The sequence below is a fragment of the Burkholderia sp. ABCPW 111 genome (assembly GCF_000773065.1).
In the GTDB taxonomy this organism is placed as follows: Bacteria; Pseudomonadota; Gammaproteobacteria; order Burkholderiales; family Burkholderiaceae; genus Burkholderia; species Burkholderia savannae.
In genome coordinates this window covers 1-18,650 of sequence record NZ_JPWT01000084.1, presented here as the reverse complement: position 1 = coordinate 18,650, position 18,650 = coordinate 1, and the positions used below count along the sequence as shown (strand labels likewise).

At 66.4% G+C, this 18,650-nt stretch carries 19 protein-coding genes and 3 tRNA genes; 10 read left to right on the top strand and 12 right to left on the bottom strand.

All coding sequences use genetic code 11. The annotated features are described in order from the left end of the window. Positions 1 to 131: 131 nt before the first annotated feature. Positions 132 to 208: transfer RNA gene (locus tag X946_RS19540), tRNA-Arg, on the bottom strand. A gap of 60 nt (positions 209 to 268) precedes the next feature. After that, positions 269 to 345, bottom strand: a tRNA-Arg gene (locus tag X946_RS19535). A 115-nt stretch (positions 346 to 460) separates the two neighbouring features. On the opposite strand from X946_RS19535, the gene greB reads away from it, so the two are divergent. Continuing rightward, on the top strand, positions 461 to 1,024 hold the full coding sequence (greB, locus tag X946_RS19530; RefSeq protein WP_038750955.1) for a transcription elongation factor GreB: 564 nt from the start codon (positions 461 to 463) through the stop codon (positions 1,022 to 1,024). Between the two features lie 186 nt (positions 1,025 to 1,210). On the opposite strand, the gene X946_RS19525 is transcribed toward greB, so the two are convergent. Continuing rightward, complete coding sequence (locus tag X946_RS19525) at positions 1,211 to 2,350, bottom strand: porin (RefSeq protein ID WP_038750954.1); 1,140 nt, start codon at positions 2,348 to 2,350, stop codon at positions 1,211 to 1,213. 517 nt (positions 2,351 to 2,867) lie between these two features. Next, entirely contained in the window at positions 2,868 to 3,137 is a 270-nt protein-coding gene (locus X946_RS19520; RefSeq protein WP_038750952.1) for a hypothetical protein, read from the bottom strand. A gap of 401 nt (positions 3,138 to 3,538) precedes the next feature. On the opposite strand from X946_RS19520, the gene X946_RS19515 reads away from it, so the two are divergent. Next, positions 3,539 to 3,742, top strand: coding sequence for a cold-shock protein (locus tag X946_RS19515; RefSeq protein WP_004522324.1), 204 nt, complete (start codon positions 3,539 to 3,541; stop codon positions 3,740 to 3,742). 144 nt (positions 3,743 to 3,886) lie between these two features. Then, on the top strand, positions 3,887 to 5,026 hold the full coding sequence (locus X946_RS19510) for an exonuclease domain-containing protein (RefSeq protein ID WP_038750950.1): 1,140 nt from the start codon (positions 3,887 to 3,889) through the stop codon (positions 5,024 to 5,026). Here the strand turns inward: X946_RS19510 and X946_RS19505 are convergent. Beyond that, entirely contained in the window at positions 5,023 to 5,616 is a 594-nt protein-coding gene (locus X946_RS19505) for a chorismate mutase (protein ID WP_038750947.1), read from the bottom strand. The two genes, X946_RS19510 and X946_RS19505, sit on opposite strands and share 4 nt — an antisense overlap. Positions 5,617 to 5,861: 245 nt before the next feature. Beyond that, complete coding sequence (locus tag X946_RS35740; protein WP_038750945.1) at positions 5,862 to 6,008, bottom strand: hypothetical protein; 147 nt, start codon at positions 6,006 to 6,008, stop codon at positions 5,862 to 5,864. Positions 6,009 to 6,214: 206 nt separating this feature from the next. On the opposite strand from X946_RS35740, the gene X946_RS19495 reads away from it, so the two are divergent. The 4 genes from X946_RS19495 (at position 6,215) to X946_RS19480 (ending at position 10,842) form a co-directional block, all read left to right on the top strand. Then, positions 6,215 to 6,598 carry a DUF2946 domain-containing protein gene (locus tag X946_RS19495; protein WP_038750944.1) on the top strand — a complete coding sequence of 128 codons (384 nt, stop codon included), beginning with the start codon at positions 6,215 to 6,217 and terminating at the stop codon, positions 6,596 to 6,598. A gap of 148 nt (positions 6,599 to 6,746) precedes the next feature. Beyond that, positions 6,747 to 9,080 (top strand): TonB-dependent receptor, encoded by a 2,334-nt coding sequence (locus X946_RS19490; RefSeq protein ID WP_038750943.1) that lies wholly within the window; start codon positions 6,747 to 6,749, stop codon positions 9,078 to 9,080. Further along, positions 9,068 to 10,339 carry a sialidase family protein gene (locus X946_RS19485; RefSeq protein ID WP_038750942.1) on the top strand — a complete coding sequence of 424 codons (1,272 nt, stop codon included), beginning with the start codon at positions 9,068 to 9,070 and terminating at the stop codon, positions 10,337 to 10,339. The genes X946_RS19490 and X946_RS19485 overlap by 13 nt, the downstream gene beginning before the upstream one ends. Further along, positions 10,336 to 10,842, top strand: coding sequence for a TlpA family protein disulfide reductase (locus tag X946_RS19480; protein WP_038750941.1), 507 nt, complete (start codon positions 10,336 to 10,338; stop codon positions 10,840 to 10,842). The genes X946_RS19485 and X946_RS19480 overlap by 4 nt, the downstream gene beginning before the upstream one ends. A gap of 252 nt (positions 10,843 to 11,094) precedes the next feature. Here X946_RS19480 and X946_RS19475 read toward each other — a convergent pair whose 3' ends face one another. Continuing rightward, positions 11,095 to 11,346, bottom strand: coding sequence for a GlsB/YeaQ/YmgE family stress response membrane protein (locus tag X946_RS19475; protein ID WP_025990481.1), 252 nt, complete (start codon positions 11,344 to 11,346; stop codon positions 11,095 to 11,097). Positions 11,347 to 11,843: 497 nt separating this feature from the next. Next, the gene (locus X946_RS36340) at positions 11,844 to 12,137 is read right to left on the bottom strand and encodes a hypothetical protein (protein ID WP_231752086.1); all 294 of its coding nucleotides are present in this window, start codon (positions 12,135 to 12,137) and stop codon (positions 11,844 to 11,846) included. 4 nt (positions 12,138 to 12,141) lie between these two features. Between X946_RS36340 and X946_RS36335 the strand changes: the two genes are divergently transcribed. Both X946_RS36335 and X946_RS19465 read left to right on the top strand, forming a co-directional pair. Continuing rightward, positions 12,142 to 12,372 carry a hypothetical protein gene (locus X946_RS36335; protein WP_152611750.1) on the top strand — a complete coding sequence of 77 codons (231 nt, stop codon included), beginning with the start codon at positions 12,142 to 12,144 and terminating at the stop codon, positions 12,370 to 12,372. Between the two features lie 133 nt (positions 12,373 to 12,505). Continuing rightward, on the top strand, positions 12,506 to 12,940 hold the full coding sequence (locus tag X946_RS19465; protein WP_235364040.1) for a hypothetical protein: 435 nt from the start codon (positions 12,506 to 12,508) through the stop codon (positions 12,938 to 12,940). Here the strand turns inward: X946_RS19465 and X946_RS35195 are convergent. The 4 genes from X946_RS35195 to X946_RS19445 all read right to left on the bottom strand — a co-directional run bounded on the left by X946_RS35195 (position 12,937) and on the right by X946_RS19445 (position 15,914). After that, positions 12,937 to 13,137, bottom strand: a complete 201-nt coding sequence (locus X946_RS35195) for a LysR family transcriptional regulator (RefSeq protein ID WP_038750940.1) — start codon at positions 13,135 to 13,137, stop codon at positions 12,937 to 12,939. The two genes, X946_RS19465 and X946_RS35195, sit on opposite strands and share 4 nt — an antisense overlap. A gap of 311 nt (positions 13,138 to 13,448) precedes the next feature. Then, positions 13,449 to 13,524 (bottom strand) — tRNA-Thr (locus tag X946_RS19455). 315 nt (positions 13,525 to 13,839) lie between these two features. After that, the gene (locus X946_RS19450) at positions 13,840 to 14,856 is read right to left on the bottom strand and encodes a class 1 fructose-bisphosphatase (RefSeq protein WP_038750939.1); all 1,017 of its coding nucleotides are present in this window, start codon (positions 14,854 to 14,856) and stop codon (positions 13,840 to 13,842) included. A gap of 125 nt (positions 14,857 to 14,981) precedes the next feature. Continuing rightward, positions 14,982 to 15,914, bottom strand: coding sequence for a LysR family transcriptional regulator (locus X946_RS19445; RefSeq protein WP_038750938.1), 933 nt, complete (start codon positions 15,912 to 15,914; stop codon positions 14,982 to 14,984). 116 nt (positions 15,915 to 16,030) lie between these two features. On the opposite strand from X946_RS19445, the gene metE reads away from it, so the two are divergent. Then, the gene (metE, locus tag X946_RS19440; protein ID WP_038750937.1) at positions 16,031 to 18,325 is read left to right on the top strand and encodes a 5-methyltetrahydropteroyltriglutamate--homocysteine S-methyltransferase; all 2,295 of its coding nucleotides are present in this window, start codon (positions 16,031 to 16,033) and stop codon (positions 18,323 to 18,325) included. The last annotated feature ends 325 nt before the right edge of the window (positions 18,326 to 18,650 follow it).

Genomic DNA, 18,650 nt, shown 5'->3' with positions numbered 1-18,650 from the left:
GCGGCGCGGCGACGAGAGGCGCAGGAAAGGGCGGTGGGCGCGGGCTTTCAGTGCCGGCCGTGCGGAGCGGCGGGGCGCATCCATCCGCGCGCAAAAACAAAGGGCCTTCCCGGAGGAAGGCCCTTCAAAAATGGCGCGGCTGGCAGGATTCGAACCCACGACCCCTTGGTTCGTAGCCAAGTACTCTATCCAACTGAGCTACAGCCGCACGCAAAGCGGTACAACTTTGAACTGAGAGGGCCTTCTCGCGAGAAGGCCCTTGAAAAAATGGCGCGGCTGGCAGGATTCGAACCCACGACCCCTTGGTTCGTAGCCAAGTACTCTATCCAACTGAGCTACAGCCGCACGCAGAAGTGAGATTATAGCAAACAAATTTAAAAAGGGAAGCCTTTCTCCACGATTTATCAGATAAGGCTGTTCGTGTAACCTTACAGCATCCGATAGTCGCTTAAATTGCATCATGAACAAGGCGTTTGTGAAGGAGTCGGACGGAGACGACGACGACCTCGATCACGCGCAGGCCGCGATTCCGCCCGGCGCGAAGAACTACATCACGCCGGCGGGCCACAAGCGCCTGCGCGATGAGTTGCTGCATCTGATCGACGAAGCGCGCCCCGAGGTGGTGAAGCTCGTGTCGTGGGCGGCATCGAACGGCGATCGCTCGGAGAACGGCGACTACATCTATGGCAAGCGGCGTCTGCGCGAAATCGACCGCCGCATCCGCTTTCTGACGAAGCGTCTCGATCTTGCCGAAGTCGTCGACGCGAGCCGCCAGGAGAACGCGGATCAGGTGTTCTTCGGCGCGACCGTCGATTACGCGACGCAGGACGGCGCCGAGCATACGGTGACGATCGTCGGCGTCGACGAGGTCGATCTGGATCGCGGGCACGTGAGCTGGATCTCGCCCGTCGCGCGTGCGCTGCTGAAGGCGCGCGTCGGCGACACGGTCACGCTGGTGACGCCCGTGGGGCCGGAGCCGATCGACGTGCTCGACGTTCGCTACCCGGCGCCGGGCGCGGCGTGAGTCATGAGGGGAGAGCGCGTTGCTCTTCTCGCACGCCGGCCGCGAGCAATGCATCCGCGGCTCGCGAGCCGCGCAGACATGCCGCCGACATCGCGCGCACTCGGGCGAAGCAGCTCCGTGCCCATCCGATCGATCATAAAAAAAGCGCCCCGAAAGGGGCGCTTTTGATCGGGCCCGAAGGACCGGTTAGAAGCGGTGACGCAGGCCGGCCGTGACGGCGACCTGTTTTTCGCTCGACGACATGCCGCCGATGCCGTTGATGTATGCGCCGAGGCCCGTGCCGTCGCTGTTGACCTTCTGATACACGCCTTGCAGGTACACGTCCGTGCGCTTCGACAACGCGTAGGCCGTCTGCAGGTTGAACTGGTTCCAGCCCGGGTGATGGTTCTCGATGAAGCCCGCGGTGTACGTGTACGAGCCCGAGACCGTCCAGGCCGGCGTGAACGCGTAGCGCGCGTTCACTTCATAGTTGTTGAAGCGCATGAACGTGCCGTCGAGCGCGATGCCGCTCGAGAGGCCCGATGCGCTCGCGCCGATCGCCGTCGCGCGATTGACGCGCGATTGCGTGAACACGAAGCCAGCCGTCGCAGGACCGTACGTGTAGTTCAAGCCGCCGCCGAACACGCGCTGGCGCTTGCCGACGAACGTGTTGTCGAGTGCGACCGCGCCCGATGCGTTCGACACCGTCGGGCCGAAGTCGTTGTTCAGTTGCAGGTAGCCGGCGCCGACGTTGAAGCCCGCGTAGCTGTACGACACGCCCGCGCTATAGGCGCGGTTGTTCGTGAACTCGTTGCTGTTCGAGAAGCCGTACAACGCGCCGAACTTCAGGCCGGCCCAGTTCACGCTCGTGTACTTGACGGCGTTGTTGATCCGGAACGAATTGTTCAGGTTGTCGTTGTCGAACGGGTGCGCGAACTGCGTGCCGCCGAATTGCGTGCCCGTCAGCGACAGCGGCCCGAGGTAGTCGACGACGCTGTCGTATTGACGGCCGAGCGTCAGCGTGCCGTATTGCTCGTGCGACAGGCCGACGAACGCCTGGCGGCCGAACTCGCGACCGTTCTGCTTCAGCGTGCCGTTATTGATGCCGAAGCCGTTTTCCAACACGAAAATCGCTTTGAGGCCGCCGCCGAGATCTTCGGCACCGCGCAGGCCCCAGCGGCTGCCGTTGACCGAGCCGGTGGATTGCGACCACGCGCTGTGGCCGCCTTGGTTATTCGTGTAGGTGATGCCGGCGTCGATCAGGCCGTACAGCGTCACGCTGCTTTGCGCATGGGCGGCCGTCGCGAAGACGCCAGAGAGAGCGGCAACGATGAGGGTCTTTTTCATTGGGTTTATCTCCGTCCGAAACAGGGTGGATAACGATATCTGACCTGTTCTTCGATGTTCCCGGCGGCTGCTGCGAGAAACCGAGCCGGGGCATGTCTCGGGCGCATACCGCCGCCCGTCATCACAAGCTATCCGCAGTGTAAAAGAGCGTTGCCGAAAGCCGATGAATCCGGATTAAGAAATAATGTATTTGCTTTTCAGCAATAATTGGCGTGGCGGCGGAAACCCTTGCGGGGCAAGGCTTTGGGCTGGATTGGGCAAATATTTTTCCGCTCCCGAACCTTCGGCGGCGTTGCGCGACAGCGACAATCGGTGGAGAGCCGGCCGAGGTGCATCCCGCATGCGCGCGATTATTGACACTTCGGCAATAGAGGTTTGTGGGGAGTACGATTAATGAAAGGGAGTCAACTCGTTATACTGAGGTTTCTGCTTACCAAAGCAGACTTTTTCGTTGACGGAAAAGATCTCCAAACCTTTGTCAGCGCGACTCTCCGGTCGCGCTTTTTTTTGCCCGCTCCTATTGTTCATACCAGCGCCTGCGGCGCCTGGGTGGAGGCGACGCGTCGGTCGGCTCTTCCTGCGCGGGCAGGACGGGCTGCGCCCAGTCTTCCATCACGTAGTGACGCGCATCGAGCGGCGATGCAAGCAGGTTCTGCCAATGATCGCCATGCCACGTCGCATCGAATTCGCTCGCGAACATCGTGGGCGCCGCCGGCGCGCGGCCCGTCGAATTGTTGCGGCGCGCAATGCCGAGCCGGTGTGCGAAGCGTTTGATGCCGTTCAGCATGACAGTCTCCCGCGCCCTACGGGGCGACGCTCAGCATTGCAAAGGTTCTTGCGCACCGCAACCCGGACAAATACTAAGCCTCGTCAATTCGCTCGATCGCGGTAGATTTTTCTTTTGCGGATTTTAATAGTCAGCTACCCCGGTAATAATGACAGGTGTTGTTGCGGTTAATTAATTTCTCGCTCCTAGTGTACCGATTCCAGTTGTATTCTTATCAAATCGTATAAGCGGTCATCAAAAATTTTCTTGACTGAATTGGATTCTCCCATTTATAAAAGCACCACCAAGCTTGCAGTGCTTCCCGCACGTCGAAAGAAGGGGTAGAGGAAGCGTCGGAGCTTTGTGTGACGGTATAAGGGCGTAGCCCGTGTTTTATTTTTATTTAGTGGGGAACTAGGAATATGGATACCGGTATCGTGAAATGGTTTAACGATGCTAAGGGCTTCGGCTTTATTACGTCGGACAATGGCGGCGAAGATTTGTTTGCCCATTTCTCCGAAATCAGGATGGAGGGCTTCAAGACCCTTAAGGAGAATCAGCGTGTGTCGTTCGAAGTGAAAACCGGCCCGAAGGGCAAGCAGGCCGCGAATATTCAGGCGCTTTGAACGCCTGAAACGCGCCGAGGGCCGTGCAAACCCCCGCCTAGGCGGGGGTTTTGATTTCTTGGGCGAGTAGAATAGGGACTGCTAGCGCCGGGGCCGCCCCCGCGTCCGTCCGACAACACACGAAGTGCCGTCCGTCCGCCATCCATGTCCGTCTCGCCGCTGCTCCACCCTGCGATCGACACGCCGCTCGCGTTCGTCGATCTCGAAACCACCGGCGGTTCGGCCGTCGAGCATCGCATCACCGAAATCGGCGTCGTCGCCGTGCATGCGAATCACGTGTCGACCTGGACGACGCTCGTCGATCCGCGGCAGCCGATTCCAGCGTTCATCCAGCAACTCACGGGCATCACCGACGCCATGGTGCGCGGCGCGCCCACGTTCGCCGACATCGCATCCGCATTGTTCGAGCGGCTCGACGGCAAGCTCTTCATTGCACACAACGCCAGCTTCGACCGCGGGTTCCTGCGCGCGGAATTCGAGCGCGCGGGCTTCGCGTTTAATCCCGACGTGCTTTGCACGGTGCGGTTGTCGCGCGCGCTTTTCCCGCGCGAGTCGCGTCACGGGCTCGACGCGCTGATCGAGCGGCACGCGCTCACGCCTTCGGCGCGCCACCGGGCGCTCGCCGACGCGGATCTCATCTGGCAGTTCTGGCAAACATTGCACGACGCGATTCCGGCCGATCAGTTGCGCGAGCAAATCGCGCGCACGACGCGCCGTTTCCGGCTCGCGGGCACGTTGACGGAGGCGCATCTGGAGCGCGCGCCCGCCGGCTGCGGCGTGTATGCGCTCTTCGGCGACGACGATGTGCCGATCTACGTCGGCCGCAGCGTTCGGGTCCGGCAGAGGCTGCGCGCGCTGTTGACGGGGGAGCGGCGCTCGTCGAAGGAAATGCGGCTTGCGCAGCTGGTTAGGCGGGTCGAGTGGCGCGAGACGGGCGGCGAGCTCGGCGCGCTGCTGGCCGAGGCGGACTGGATTGCGTCGCTCGCGCCATCGTTCAACCGGCGGCTGGGCCGAAGCGCCGCGGGCGACGCGGGCTGGCCGTTCGACGGGCCGGTCGCGTTCGAGGAGCGCGGCGAGTCGAGCGTCTTTCATGTGGTTGACGGTTGGCGCTACGTCGGCGCCGTGGCGTCGATCGAGCAGGCCGCGGCGCTCGCGGCCGAAGCGCGCGAGGCGGGCGGACGCGACGCGGAGGCGGCGCCCGCGGTGCGCCGCATTCTGCGAACGCATCTTGCGCGCGGGCTGCAACCGATCCCGCTCGCGGGCGCCGCGTCCGCTGCCGCCTAGCCGACGGCGCTTGCGCCGCCCGCCGTGCAGACGTGAGACAGCGCGGTGCCGAGCGCGTCCTTCTGGCCCGAATCGTAGCGCGTCAGCGTTTTCCAGTTCGCGATGCTGCGTGCGAGACGCGACGGGCAATCCTGCGCGTCCCGCAGTGGCGCGACGCGCGCGAGCGCAGCGATCAGCGACTGAGTCAGCCGGTCGAGCTGCGGCCGCGTGCTCGTCGCGAGATCGGGCGCGGGGCCTTCGGGGCCATGCGTCGCGCGCCACGTCGCGAAGAGCGCGTTCTGCACCTGCTTGCTCGCGGTGATCTGGTCGTCGAAAAAAGTGCGGGCGTAAGCGGGATCGACGCCGCTCGCCGTCGCGCGCTTTTCGACGTCGGCCAGCAGCGCCGCTTCGCGCGGCGGGTCCGAAATCGGCTTCTTGTTGATCCACTTCCATTGAGCGACGGGCTCGGCGAGCGCGAGGCGCTGCGACGCGAGCGCGACGAGGTTCGTGAGCGCGGTGTCGTCGCCGTCGGCGGCGGCGACGCGAGGCGCGGTCAGCACGGCGAGGCCGAGCGCGGCGGCAGCCAGGCTTGCACAAAGAGATGGTTTCATGGCGAAAAACGACAATGCCGGCTTGCGGGAGCCGAGTGGTGGAAAAAACAGAAGAATAAGCGAAGACGTTGCGCAGCGACGCGGCGCAAGCGAGGGATCAGCGGACGCAGCAGCCTCGACCCGGCTGGCCGTTGCGGCCCGGGTTCGGTATGGGTTGCCGAGACGAGAAGGCGGCGGTGCGCAAGGAAGCGTTCGCGAGCACGCGACGATTCACCGGCACGGATGCGCCGTCGGGCCGTGCACGGTTACTTCGGCGTGCACAGCTTGTGCTGCTCGTCGAAAAACGCGCGCACATGTTCGGGCAGCTCGGCGAGAAACTCGACGGCCACGGGCTCGGGGTCCGGGCTCATCACCTTCTCGGGAGGCGGAATGCGGGTTGGCCTTTCGTCCATGTTCTCTCTCCTTGGGTAAGAGAATTATCGAACGCCAGCTTTGCTTTGTGCCAGTGTTCAATCGTTAGATTTTGTCTCTGTTGCTTAAACGGTACATGCATTTGCGTTGATTTGCGGCAATGCGCGTTTCCGAACGGATGCGCATCGTTCGAAGCGCAGCCGCAAACTGACTTGTTATACTGCGCGCCTCTTTTTCCCGAGCTGCGATGAAACGTTCGACGCGATGGATGAGCCTCGTCTGGCTGGCGCTGGTACTCAACGTACTGTCGCCCGTCATCGGCTACGCGCGCGCCGCCTCGAATGCGGCCGACGCGCCGTTCGCGCTCGAGTTGTGCAGCGCAGCGGGCGCGAAGCGCATCGTCGGCGCGGGCGAGACGCGCAAGGACGACGGCGCGCTCGCGCACGTCGCTCATTGCGTCTACTGTCCCGGCTTCGCCGCGAACGTCGCGCTCGGTTCGAGCGCGCCCGTGTTGCCGTGCTTCGTTCGTGCGTTCGCGTATGCGAGCCGCGTCGAGCGGCCCGCCGTCTTCTTCCGCCGCGGCGTGCGCATCGCGCAGCCGCGCGCCCCGCCTGAAACCGTCCCGGTCTGATCTCAGCAGCCCGCTCGCGCGTTGCCACGCGTGAGCGCCGTCGCGCGCGCGACGTCGGGCGTCACGTCCGTTCTTCTGCGAAGACGGGCGCGGCGTGCGTTCGCATGCGCGGCGATCCGCCGACCACGTTTTCAGGATTTGCTTCTCCATGTCTCATGCTCTTGCCGCGCTCGCCGCGCGCAGGCGGCTCGCGGCCGCCTGCGCCGCGGCGCTCGCCTGGCCGGCCGCTCATGCGGCGCCGACGGGCGCCGCCCCTGCCGATTCAACGTCCGACGCCGCCGCCGCGACGACGGCATCCGGGAAAACCTTGAATGTCGTCACCGTGACCGCGCAGCGCCCCTCATTCGCGCCCGACACGCCCGGCGTCGTCGAGTCGCTCACGCGCGATCAGATCGATTCGCACGTCAACGTGACGACCGAAGACGCGCTCAAGTACGCGCCGAATCTGATGGTGCGCCGCCGCTACATCGGCGATCGCAACTCCGTGTTCGCCGGCCGCGATTTCAACGAGCTGCAGAGCGCGCGCGGGCTCGTCTATGCGGACGGCCTTCTGCTGTCCAATCTGCTCGGTTCGAGCTATTCGTATCCGCCGCGCTGGTCGCTGATCCAGCCCGACGACATCGCGCGCGTCGACGTGCTGTACGGCCCGTTTTCCGCGCTCTATCCGGGCAACGCGATCGGCTCGACCGTGCAGATCACGACGCGCAAGCCGGAGCGGCTCGAGGCGTCGGTGTCGACGCAGTTCTTCACGCAGCGTTACCGTGACGGCTACGGCTTCGCCGACAGCTTCGGCGGCAATCACCAGACCGCGCGGCTCGCCGACCGGATCGGACGTTTCTGGTATGCGCTGTCGCTCGACCGGCTCGAGAACGACAGTCAGCCGATGCAGTACGCGAGCCCGAACGCCGCGTACGATCCGAAGCTCGGCGCGCCGGTGCCGGTGACGGGCGCGGCCTCAGACGTCGGCCCGAACGGCCGGCCGCGGACGATCGTCGGCGCGCAGACGATCGAGCGCACCGAGCAGCTCAACGAGACGCTGCGCTTCGGCTACGCGTTCACCGACCACGTCGACGCGACGGTCACGCTCGGGCATTGGGAGAACCACTACCGCCAGCACGGCGACACGTTCCTGCGCGATGCGGCGGGCAACCCGGTGTACGGCGGCAACGTGTCGTTCGGCGGGCGCAGCTACACGGTGTCGCCGACCGCATTCGCGCCGCAGAACGGCGACCAGGAGAACTGGCTGTACGGGCTCGGGCTCGACGCGCGGCTTGCGTCCGGCTGGAAGCTGTCGGCGAGCGCTTCCGCATACGACGTGTCGCGCGACGTGTTGCGCAGCGCGTCGAGCGCACCGCCCGGCGCGTGGGACGGCGGGCCCGGCACGGTGTTCCATGGCGAGGGCACGGGCTGGCGCACCGTCGATCTGCGCGCGGAATCGCCCGACGTGCGCGGGCATCGCTTCTCGTTCGGCTATCACTTCGACACCTATTTCCTGCGCAACGCGACCTACAACACGGCCGACTGGCGGAACGCGGCGCCGACGACGCTCGCGAACAGCTATCGCGGCAACACGCGTACGCAGGCGCTGTACGCGCAGGACGCGTGGCGTTTCGCGCCCGGCTGGCTCGCGACGCTCGGCCTGCGCTACGAGCGCTGGGACGCGTACGGCGGCGAGCTCGGCAATGCGGGCGCGACGCTCGGTTATGCGGATCGCGGCGCGACCGCGCTGTCGCCGAAGCTCGCGCTCGAATGGCAGCCCGCGGACGCGTGGCGCTTGCGGCTGTCGTTTGCGACGGGCACGCGCTTTCCGACCGTCGCCGAGCTGTTTCAAGGAACGATCTCGAACAACGCGATCGTCAACAACAACCCGAACCTGCAGCCGGAAAAGGCGATCGACTGGGATTTCACGGCCGAGCGCGACGTCGGCTTCGGCGTCGTGCGCGCGAGCGTGTTCCAGAGCGACCTGCGCAATTCGATCTACAGCCAGACGACGGTCGCGGGCGCTTCGACGTACACGAACATCTCGAACGTCGGGCGCGTGCGCGTGCGCGGCGTCGAACTCGCGTTCTCGGGGCAGGACGTCGGGATCAAGGGGCTCGATGTCGACGCGAACGTCTCCGCGACGAACGCGCAGACGCTCGCCGACGCGGCGAATCCGAGCTACGTCGGCGCGCGCTGGCCGAGAGTTCCGCGCATGCGCGCGAACCTGCTCGCGTCGTACCGCTTCGACGAGCACTGGATGACGAGCGTCGGCGTGCGCTATTCGGGGCGCCAATTCAGCACGCTCGACAACAGCGACGTGAACCCGAACGTGTACGGCGGCACCAGCTCGTATACGGTCGTCGATCTCAAGGCGCGCTACCGTTTCGATCGCCACTGGCTTGCGTCGTTCGGCATCGACAACGTGACCGATCGCCGCTACTACGTGTTCCACCCGTATCCGGGCCGCACCTTCTATGGAGAGTTGAAATGGTCGCTTTGAAGCATGGGCCGGCAGGCGTCGCGCTGCTCGCGCTCGCCTGCGGTGCGCTCGCGCACGACGCGCGGCCGGCTGCGGTGGCGTCCGCGCCGCATGCCGCTCACATGGCAATGGACTCGGCAACTGCCGGCGCCGCGCAGAAAGCGCCGCTCGCGACGGGCGCCGCGTTCGATGCGCGTCATCGGCTGTGGGTCGCGTGGGTCGAGGGACAGCACGTCGTCGTCGCGCATTCGGACGACGCGGGGCGCACGCTGTCCGCGCCCGCGACGGTCAATGCGCTGCCCGAGCCGGTCTACACGAGCGCCGAGAACCGGCCGAAGCTTGCCGCGAGCCCGGACGGGCGTGCGGTCTACGTCACGTGGTCGATGCCGCTCGATGCGCCGTACACCGGAATGGTGCGCTTCTCGCGCTCGCTCGACGGCGGCGCGACGTGGTCCGTGCCCGTCACCGTGCATCGCGACCGGCAGGCGATCACGCATCGCTTCGACATGCTGACGGTCGATCCGCAAGGCCGCGTCTTCGCCGCGTGGATCGACAAGCGCGACCTTCTCGCCGCGCAGCGCTCAGGGAGAGCGTATGACGGTGCGGCGATCTACTACGCGGTGTCGGCCGACGGCGGCGCGACCTTCGCGCCGGAGCGCAAGGTGACGGACCACACGTGCGAATGCTGCCGGATCGCGATGGCGGCCGATCCCGACGGGCGCGTGCAGGCCGCGTGGCGCAACGTGTTTCCCGGCCAGATTCGCGACCACGCGATCGCGGTGCTGCCGGTGTCGGCGGATCGCGCGGTCGAGCCCGTGCGCGCGACGTTCTCGAACTGGCATGTCGAAGCGTGTCCGGATCACGGACCGGCGCTCGCGATCACGAACGATGGCGTGCGGCATCTCGCGTGGTTCGGCGTCGTCGACGGCAGGGCCGATGTGTTCTATTCGCGGCTCGATGCGGGCGGCGCGCCGCTCGGCACGCCGTTCGCGTTCGGCGACGATCCGGCGACACCGAACGAGCAGGCGTCGCATGCGGCGATCGTCGCGCCGCGCGACGCGCTTTGGCTCGCATGGAAGGCGTTCGACGGCGACACGATGCGCATCAAGTTGCGCCGCTCCGACGACGGCGGCGCGCACTGGAGCGCGCCGCGCACGATCGCGCAGACGTCCGGCGCGAGCGACAATCCGCAATTGCTGACTGATCGCGGGCGCGTCTATCTGTCATGGCGCACGCGCAACGACGGCTACCGGCTGATCGACGTGGAGGGGCAACGATGAAGCGCAGGATGCTCATGCTCGCTGCGCTCGCGATCGCGGCGTCGAGCATCGCGGGCGAATTGCAACCGCCGCAATCGCCGCAATCGCCGCAGCCGCTGCGCGCGGCGGATGTCGCGTCGCTCTATGCGAGCGGGCGCGGCGCGCCGCTCGTCGTCGAAGTCTGGTCGCTCGACTGTGGCTACTGCCGCGAGAACGCCGCGCATCTCGTCGAATGGCAGCGGCGCCATCCGCAGGTGCGGATCGCGCTCGTCGCGCTCGATTCGCTCGACGAGCACGCGCCGCAGCTCGCCGGCGCGTTCGCGCAGATGAAGCTGCCCCCGAACGTCATGCAATATGCGAACGCCGAGCCGATGCCGGAAAGGTTGCGCGTGGCGCTCGATCCGGGCTGGCGCGGGGAGCTGCCGCGTACGCTGTGGATCGACGCGGACGGCATGCGCCGCGCGAAGAGCGGTCTGCTCGCGCCGGCCGTGCTCGATGCGTGGCTGCAACGTCGGGAGCCCTGACGATCGGCGCGCGGCGCATGCCGTCGCCGGCAAGCGGGCGCTGCGTCCGCTTTGCCGGCGGCGCGCATCGCGCAACATCGCGCCGCGTGTCGTGTTCGAGCGTGCATGTGCGGTGCGATGGCGAGCGAATGCCTTTCGCGCGAAACGAGGGGATTGGACGATCGGGAATGCGAAGAAGCGGCGGGTGGCCGCGAGACGGGAAATGCGGCGCAAGCGCCCGGCGGCCGCGCGGCGCGCCGGGCGAAGCAGGCGTCAGGCTCGTTTGAATAGCCGGATCACGAACAGCAGAATGACGGCGCCGATGACGGCGACGATGATCGAACTGATGAAGCCGCCGCCGATGTGAATACCGAGAATGCCGGCGAGCCAGCCGCCGATGACGGCACCGACGATGCCGACGATGATGTCCACGAGCAGCCCGAAGCCGCCGCCCTTCACGAGCAGGCCGGCGAGCCAGCCCGCGATTGCGCCGATGATGAGCCACATAATCAAGCCATGAGCCATGGTGGTTCTCTCCTTTGTTAATTCCCACGAATGAACCGACGTCGGGCGCTGCCTGTGACGTGACGCGGATCGCACGCCGATCCCGGAGCGTCGCCCCCCGCAATTTACTTCAATAGACGGGTCAGGATCGTTAAGTAATGTTACGCATCTCGTCCGAATTGACCAAATATTTTTTGTCGGACGGGCGCCGGTACGCGCATTGAAATAAAAGCGTAAGAAAAATCCGCGCGCGATTCTTTTGCGGTGATTCGGCCGCGGCGGCGAACGTCGCGCATGCGGCGCCGCAGCGAATGCCGAGTCGTTCGCGATGCGAAAGTTTCCACGGTAGGCGGCGACGAATCGGCGCACCGTGCGGTGCGCCACCGTTCACGGCGGCAGAACGCACGCGTGCGCGTTTCGTTCGGTTGAAACGGGTTCGGCGCCGCAACGCCGACGCGATACGCTTCGTTGTGCGACGCCTCGGCCGGCGCGTCGGATTCAGTCGGTTTCAGCCGGTCTCAAGCGAGCGGAAAGGCGGCGAAGAGCGGCGTGTCCTCCGCGGACGCGGAGAATGCCGTCAGATGCGGATGAGCGGTTTCGTCGACGATGGCCGGCAACATCATGCGCGTGAACCGCCATGCGATCGCGACCGTCGCGCCCGCTTGCGCGAGCCGGTTGTCGCGCTCGGTGATAGGCGTCCACGGCAACGACGCATCGAGTGCATCTGCGGCCGGCAACTGGTTGCGGACGTGCGCGAGCCGCGCCTGCACGGCGGCCGCGACTCGCGGATGCCGATGCCCGGTGTCGAGCACGGCGATGCCGCTCGTGAAGTCGAAATATGCGTTGCCGTCGACGTCTTATAAGCGTTCGCTGCGCGCGCTCGACGTGGATCGGGTGGACCTGGCCAACGCCGCGGGCAACGGCGGCGGCGCGGCGGCCATTCCACGCTTCGTTCGGGGAACTTATCGTCACGCTCCTGAATGGCTGGGCGAAAGAGGGCGGGCGGCGCGCGTTTCTCGGCGAGCTCGGGTGCCGCCGCCCGCGTGAGCTCCGCATCCGCGCGCGCCAAGTGCGCGATGAGTGTCGACCCGCGCGGGCGATGATCAGTTCTCCTGACACGATCGCCGCCGGCCGCTCGATCGGCGCGTGCTACGGCGACGCGAGCGCGCACGCGAAGGCGTTGTTCGAGCGCATCGGAACGCGAGTCGTCGAGCTGGGCAGCGAAGCGCCATTCGACGCGCTCACGGCCCTCGGCCCGTGTCTGCCTATTGCGCTCGCGTATTGCGATGCGGCCGGGTATCGCGGTGTGCGTCGACGATGTGTTCGAATGCGCAGCCGCGTGCGGGCTCGGCGACTGGCGCGGCGTTCTCGATTGGGCGCAGCGTGCGGCCGGGTGCTGAGCGTGAGCGAGACGCAGACTTGCCTGAGCCGCGCGGCGACGCCGGCCGGCATCACCGAGGCGATTCTCCGCGCGCCGTCGTTGCGCAAGCGTCTGCCGGACGCACTGCGCGAAGGCGTTCGCCACGGCGCCGCGATGGCGCGGCACTGGCGGGTTGGATCACGAGGAGGCGCATGCACGCAGGACTTGAAGAAAAACCGGATCGTCACCCGTTAGAGGCTGCTCGCCTCGCGGTCGAACGGCTTCACGCTGAGCTCGTCCTCGAGCATCTTGATCTGTCGACTCACGGCGCCCACCGTGACGTGCGGATGATGCGCGGCTTCGGTGAGGCTGTAGCCGCGCGCGGACCCTTCGAACGTGCGCAACGCCGACAGCGACGGGAGCTTCGACGTGTCTTGCGGATCGGGGCGCACGGGCCGGCTCAATCTGATTGACGCGGAAACGGGACGGCGTATTTCGCAACGAGTTCGAAATGACTTCATCACGGTTTCGGGCGCGGCCTGGACGCGGGGCAGTGGGCGATTCGCTCGACGTGCGCATTCGATGGCGGCGCGGCGCGACGAAAAGGGCTTCTCGATGCACGCGCGTGCCGACATGTGCCGCATGCGTCTCGCAAGCGACGCTGCGGCACATGTCGCGATGCGCGCCGTCACGCAAGACGCGAGCGCGACGCCGGAAAGCGAAAAGGGCCGCGACGCTTTCGCATCGCAGCCCTTGAATCTGTTGGTGCCGGAGATAGGAGTCGAACCTACGACCTTCGCATTACGAATGCGCTGCTCTACCAACTGAGCTACACCGGCAACAGAGAAACGAAATTATATGGAGCTACCGGCACGCTGGCAAGAGGATTTGGCAAAAAATTGTGGAGAATGCTTATTGGTGCCGGTAACTGCTTGATTCATCGGGATTCCCGTCGATCGATTCACCGCTTTGCGCAGGCATTCGATGGCCTCGCATCGATCGAAACGCGAGCTCGCACCATGACGGCTCCATGCGAGCTCGCGTTTCTCGTGCTCCGGTCGACCGGAGCACGCCCGCAACGGGCGGGCATCGCGTTCGCCGCGTCGAATGCGAACGAGCGGGGCGCGCTCGGCCGTCGCTCGCGCGACGTCGCGTTACGACTGGGCTTCCTGGTGGTAGCGCGAGACGCGCTCGACCTCGTTCTTCGAGCCGAGAATCACCGGCACGCGCTGGTGCAAGCCGGTCGGCTGCACGTCGAGGATGCGCTGCAGGCCCGTCGTCGCCGCGCCGCCCGCCTGCTCGACGATGAACGACATCGGGTTCGCCTCGTACATCAGGCGCAGCTTGCCCGGGCGATCCGGCGTGCGCTTGTCGGCCGGGTACATGAAGATGCCGCCGCGATTCAGAATCCGGTGCACGTCGGCGACCATCGACGCGATCCAGCGCATGTTGAAATTCTCGCCGCGCGGGCCCTCGGCGCCGGCGTTCAGCTCGTCGACGTAGCGCTTCACCGGGTCGTACCAGTGGCGCGCGTTCGACGCGTTGATCGCGTATTCGCGCGTGTCTTCCGGAATCCGCAGGTTGCTTTGCGTGAGCACCCACGAGCCGACTTCGCGGTCGAGCGTGAAGCAGTTCACGCCGTTGCCCGTCGTCAGCACGAACACGGTCTGCGGGCCGTACACCGCATAGCCCGCCGCGACCTGCTCGGTGCCCGGCTGCAGGAACGACTGCTCGGTTGCCAGCTGGCCGTCCGGGCAGCGCAGCACCGAGAAGATCGTGCCGATCGACACGTTCACGTCGATATTCGACGAGCCGTCGAGCGGATCGAACACGAGCAGGTACTCGCCGCGCGGATAGTTCGCGGGGATCGGAAAGAATGTTTCCATTTCCTCCGACGCCATCGCCGCGAGATTGCCGCCCCATTCGTTCGCGTCGAGCAGGATCTCGTTCGACAGGATGTCGAGCTTCTTCTGCACCTCGCCCTGCACGTTCTCGCTGCCGGCCGTGCCGAGCGCATCGCCCAACGCGCCCTTGCTGACGTTGTAGCTGATCGCCTTGCACGCGCGCGCGACCACTTCGATCAACAGGCGCAGGTCGGCGGGGAGGTTGTTGGTCTCACGCTGCTGCTCGATCAGATACTTGGAAAGCGTGGTGCGTCGGGAAATGGACATGGGGAACTCCGAGAGGCTGACGAATGCGTTGGATGTTGGGATAGGAATAGGCTCGATTTTACCCGTGGCGACCTGCCGCAGACGGTTTTTCGGCGAAAGCGGGTCGGAACGGCGCGCCGCGCCGCTTACAGCAGCTCGATCTCGGGCAGCGACGTTGCGCTCGTCTCGCGCATCGTCGCGACGAAGTCGGCCGCGTACGGGCGCGTCGAGAACGCGGGCAGCGTCGCCGCGTAGAGCTCGCCCGACAGCGTCGAGCCGTCGGCGCGCAGCACCGCTCGCGCGCTCACGTAGCGCTTGTCGAGGTAAGTCGCGACCGCCCACAGCGGCAGCGCCGCGACGCCGCGGCGGCTCGCGACGAGCTGCAGGATCGCGACCGTCAGCTCCGACGTGCGCCGCTTCGGCTCGATGCCGGCGGGCTTGAGCACTTGCCGGACGATGTCGAGCATTTCGTCGGGCACCGGATACGTGATGAGCGTCTCGTCGCGGAAATCGTCCGCGCACAGCGACGGCTTCTGCGCGAGCGCGTGGTCGTTGCCGACGAGCCCGACGATCTGGAAGCGAAAGAGCGGGTGATGGTCGACGGCTTCGTCGGCGTCGGCTTCGGCGACGATCGCGAGATCCGCGCGGTCCTGATGCAGGAGGCCGATCGGGTCCGCGTGAAAGCCCGACACGATGTCGAGCTCGACTTCCGGCCAGCGCTGCCGGAACGCATCCATCGCGGGCATCAGCCAGTCGAAGCAGGTGTGGCACTCGACCGCGATCCGCAGCGTGCCGCCCGTGCCGAGCGCGAGACGCGCGATGTCGCGCTCGGCTTCCTCGATCGCGGGCACGACCTCGCCGGCGAGCGCGAGCAGGCGCTTGCCGGCCGCGGTGAACGTGAGCGGCGCGGATTTGCGCACGAACAGCGGCAGCCCGAAGTGCGTCTCGAGCGCCTTCAACTGGTGCGACAGCGCCGATTGCGTGAGGCACAGAACCTGCGCGGCGCGCGACAGGTTGCCGGTGTCGCGCAGCGCCGCGAGCGTCTGCAGATGCCGGAATTCGAGCGGTGAGCGGATCATCGAGAAGCGCCTGGCTGGTTACTATGTTGAAAAGAATTCATGATATTCGGCAAAAACTTTCGTTTGAGTAATGATAGGGCAAATCCGATACTGCCGGTCACTTCTGGAGGATCGAGATGACCACCGCACACATCCTGGGTTTTCCGCGCATCGGCGCGCAACGCGAGCTGAAGTTCGCCCTCGAACGCTATTGGCGCGAAGGCGCGTCGGCCGACGCCGAGCACGCGCTCGTCGAGACCGGCCGCGCGCTGCGCGCCGCGCACTGGCAGGCGCAGCGCGCGGCCGGGCTCGACTGCGTGACGGCCGGCGACTTCGCGTGGTACGACCACGTGTTGACGACGCTCGCGCACGTCGGCGGCCTGCCGTTGCGGTTCGGCTTCGACGCGCGCGCGCTCACGCTCGCCGACTACTTCGCGGCGGCGCGCGGCAACGCCGCGCAGCCGGCGATGGAAATGACGAAGTGGTTCGACACGAACTATCACTATCTCGTGCCCGAGTACTCGCCCGCGACGACGTTCGGGCCGGGCGTCGAGTGGCTTTTCGACGAAGTGCGCGAAGCGCGCGCGCTCGGCCATCGCGCGAAGGCGGCGCTCGTCGGCCCGCTCACGCTGTTGTGGCTCGGCAAGGCGCGCGACGGGCTCGCCGATCGCCTCGAACTGTTGCCGCGCCTCGTGCCCGCGTATCGGTCGCTGCTCGCGCGATTGAAGCAAGCGGGCGTGGACTGGGTGCAGATCGACGAGCCGATCTTCGCGCTCGATCTGCCCGCCGCGTGGCGCGACGCCGCGCAGCCTGTCTACGAAGCGCTCGCGCCCGACGCGCCGAAGCTGCTCGTCGCGACTTACTTCGACGACGCGAGCGAGCACGCGGCGCTCCTGAAGGCGTTGCCCGTCGCGGGGCTGCACATCGACCTCGTGCGCGGCGACGCGCAGCTCGACGCGTTCGTCGCGGGCTATCCGGCCGACAAGGTGCTGTCGTGCGGGATCGTCGACGGCCGCAACGTGTGGCGCAATGATCTCGATCGCTCGCTAGCGCGGCTCGCGCCGGTGCGCGATGCGCTCGGCGAACGGCTGTGGGTCGCGACGAGCTGCTCGCTGCTGCACGCGCCCGTCGACCTCGCGCACGAGCCGAAGCTCGACGACGAGCTGAAGGCGTGGCTCGCGTTCGCGGTGCAGAAGACGCGCGAGGTCGCGGCGCTGCGCGACGCGCTCGTGAAGGGACGCGCGGCGGTCGCGGCGGAGTTCGACGATGCGGCGGCGGCCGCGAACGCGCGACGTACGTCGGCGCGCATTCACAACCCGCTCGTCAAGCGTCGCGTCGCGGCGCTGACCGATGCCGACGCACGCCGCGCGGGCGCCTACCCGGCGCGCGCGGCCACGCAGCACGCGCGTTTCGATCTGCCGCCGCTGCCGACGACGACGATCGGCTCGTTCCCGCAGACGCCGGAAATCCGCCGCGCGCGTGCGGCGCTCAAGCAGGGCGTGCTCGATCATCTCGGCTACCTGGAGGCGATGCGCGAGCAGGTGCGCATCGCGATCGACAAGCAGCTCGCGTACGGGCTCGACGTGCTCGTGCACGGCGAGGCGGAGCGCAACGACATGGTCGAGTACTTCGGCGAGCTGCTGTGGGGCTTCGCGATCACGAGCAACGGCTGGGTGCAGAGCTACGGCTCGCGGTGCGTGAAGCCGCCGCTCATCTATGGCGACGTCTATTTGCCGGAGCCGATGACGGTGGGCTGGGCGTCGTACGCGCAGAGCCTGACGGCGAAGCCGGTGAAGGGCATGCTGACGGGGCCCGTCACGATGCTGCAATGGTCGTTCGTGCGCGACGACCAGCCGCGCGCGACGACCGCGCTGCAGATCGCGCTCGCGCTGCGCCAGGAGACGCTCGATCTCGAGAAGGCCGGCATCGGAATGATCCAGATCGACGAGCCGGCGCTGCGCGAAGGGCTGCCGCTGAAGGCGCGCGATCGCGCCGCGTATCTCGCCTGGGCGGTGCGCGCGTTCAAGGTCGCGTCGTCGGGCGTCGCGGACGCGACGCAGATCCACACGCACATGTGCTATTCGGAATTCGGCGACATCCTGCCGTCGATCGCCGCGCTCGACGCCGACGTGATCTCGATCGAGACGACCCGCTCGAACATGGAGCTGCTCGACGCGTTCGAGACGTTCGCGTATCCGAACGAGATCGGGCCGGGCGTCTACGACATCCATTCGCCGCGCGTGCCCGACGCGGACGAGATCGAGCGGCTCATCCTGCTCGCGCTCGAGCGGATTCCAGCAGAGCGCCTGTGGGTGAATCCGGACTGCGGGCTGAAGACGCGGGAGTGGCGGCAGGTCGACGCGGCGCTCGCCGCGATGGTCGAGGCGGCGAAGCGCGTGCGGGAGACGGTCGCGCAGGCGGCGCTCGCGTGATGTGACGCGGCGGCGCGTGACGGCCGGGCGCGGCATGCGGCGCGCGCGCGTGTTTTGCGTCGGCGGGCGCGCGCATCGCTCGCGCGGGCCGCACGACTCGACTCGATTCGAATCGAGTCGACCCGACTCGATTCGATTGACTTCGGCTTCGGCTTCGGCTTCGGCTTCGGCTTCGGCTTCGATTCGCGCAGCCGATCGGGCGGTCGTCCGCTCGCTCGATAAAAAAGGTTCATCGCAGGAAACCGTGGAGGGTTTTCGAGCGATTGCATAATCTGACACCTCATTTTAAGGATGTCGGAGGAAGCAATTGCTCGATCGAAAAGCA

Bases quoted from the DNA above. Each gene is read 5' to 3' on its own strand.
- X946_RS19495 (WP_038750944.1), top strand. From the start codon at position 6,215: ATGAAACGTTCGACGCGATGGATGAGCCTCGTCTGGCTGGCGCTGGTA.
- X946_RS19525 (WP_038750954.1), bottom strand. From the start codon at position 2,350: ATGAAAAAGACCCTCATCGTTGCCGCTCTCTCTGGCGTCTTCGCGACG.
- X946_RS19510 (WP_038750950.1), top strand. From the start codon at position 3,887: ATGTCCGTCTCGCCGCTGCTCCACCCTGCGATCGACACGCCGCTCGCG.
- X946_RS19445 (WP_038750938.1), bottom strand. From the start codon at position 15,914: ATGATCCGCTCACCGCTCGAATTCCGGCATCTGCAGACGCTCGCGGCG.
- X946_RS36335 (WP_152611750.1), top strand. From the start codon at position 12,142: ATGCCGCTCGTGAAGTCGAAATATGCGTTGCCGTCGACGTCTTATAAG.
- X946_RS19490 (WP_038750943.1), top strand. From the start codon at position 6,747: ATGTCTCATGCTCTTGCCGCGCTCGCCGCGCGCAGGCGGCTCGCGGCC.
- X946_RS19515 (WP_004522324.1), top strand. From the start codon at position 3,539: ATGGATACCGGTATCGTGAAATGGTTTAACGATGCTAAGGGCTTCGGC.
- X946_RS35740 (WP_038750945.1), bottom strand. From the start codon at position 6,008: ATGGACGAAAGGCCAACCCGCATTCCGCCTCCCGAGAAGGTGATGAGC.
- metE (WP_038750937.1), top strand. From the start codon at position 16,031: ATGACCACCGCACACATCCTGGGTTTTCCGCGCATCGGCGCGCAACGC.
- X946_RS19480 (WP_038750941.1), top strand. From the start codon at position 10,336: ATGAAGCGCAGGATGCTCATGCTCGCTGCGCTCGCGATCGCGGCGTCG.
- X946_RS19505 (WP_038750947.1), bottom strand. From the start codon at position 5,616: ATGAAACCATCTCTTTGTGCAAGCCTGGCTGCCGCCGCGCTCGGCCTC.
- X946_RS19450 (WP_038750939.1), bottom strand. From the start codon at position 14,856: ATGTCCATTTCCCGACGCACCACGCTTTCCAAGTATCTGATCGAGCAG.
- X946_RS19520 (WP_038750952.1), bottom strand. From the start codon at position 3,137: ATGCTGAACGGCATCAAACGCTTCGCACACCGGCTCGGCATTGCGCGC.
- X946_RS19485 (WP_038750942.1), top strand. From the start codon at position 9,068: ATGGTCGCTTTGAAGCATGGGCCGGCAGGCGTCGCGCTGCTCGCGCTC.
- greB (WP_038750955.1), top strand. From the start codon at position 461: ATGAACAAGGCGTTTGTGAAGGAGTCGGACGGAGACGACGACGACCTC.
- X946_RS19475 (WP_025990481.1), bottom strand. From the start codon at position 11,346: ATGGCTCATGGCTTGATTATGTGGCTCATCATCGGCGCAATCGCGGGC.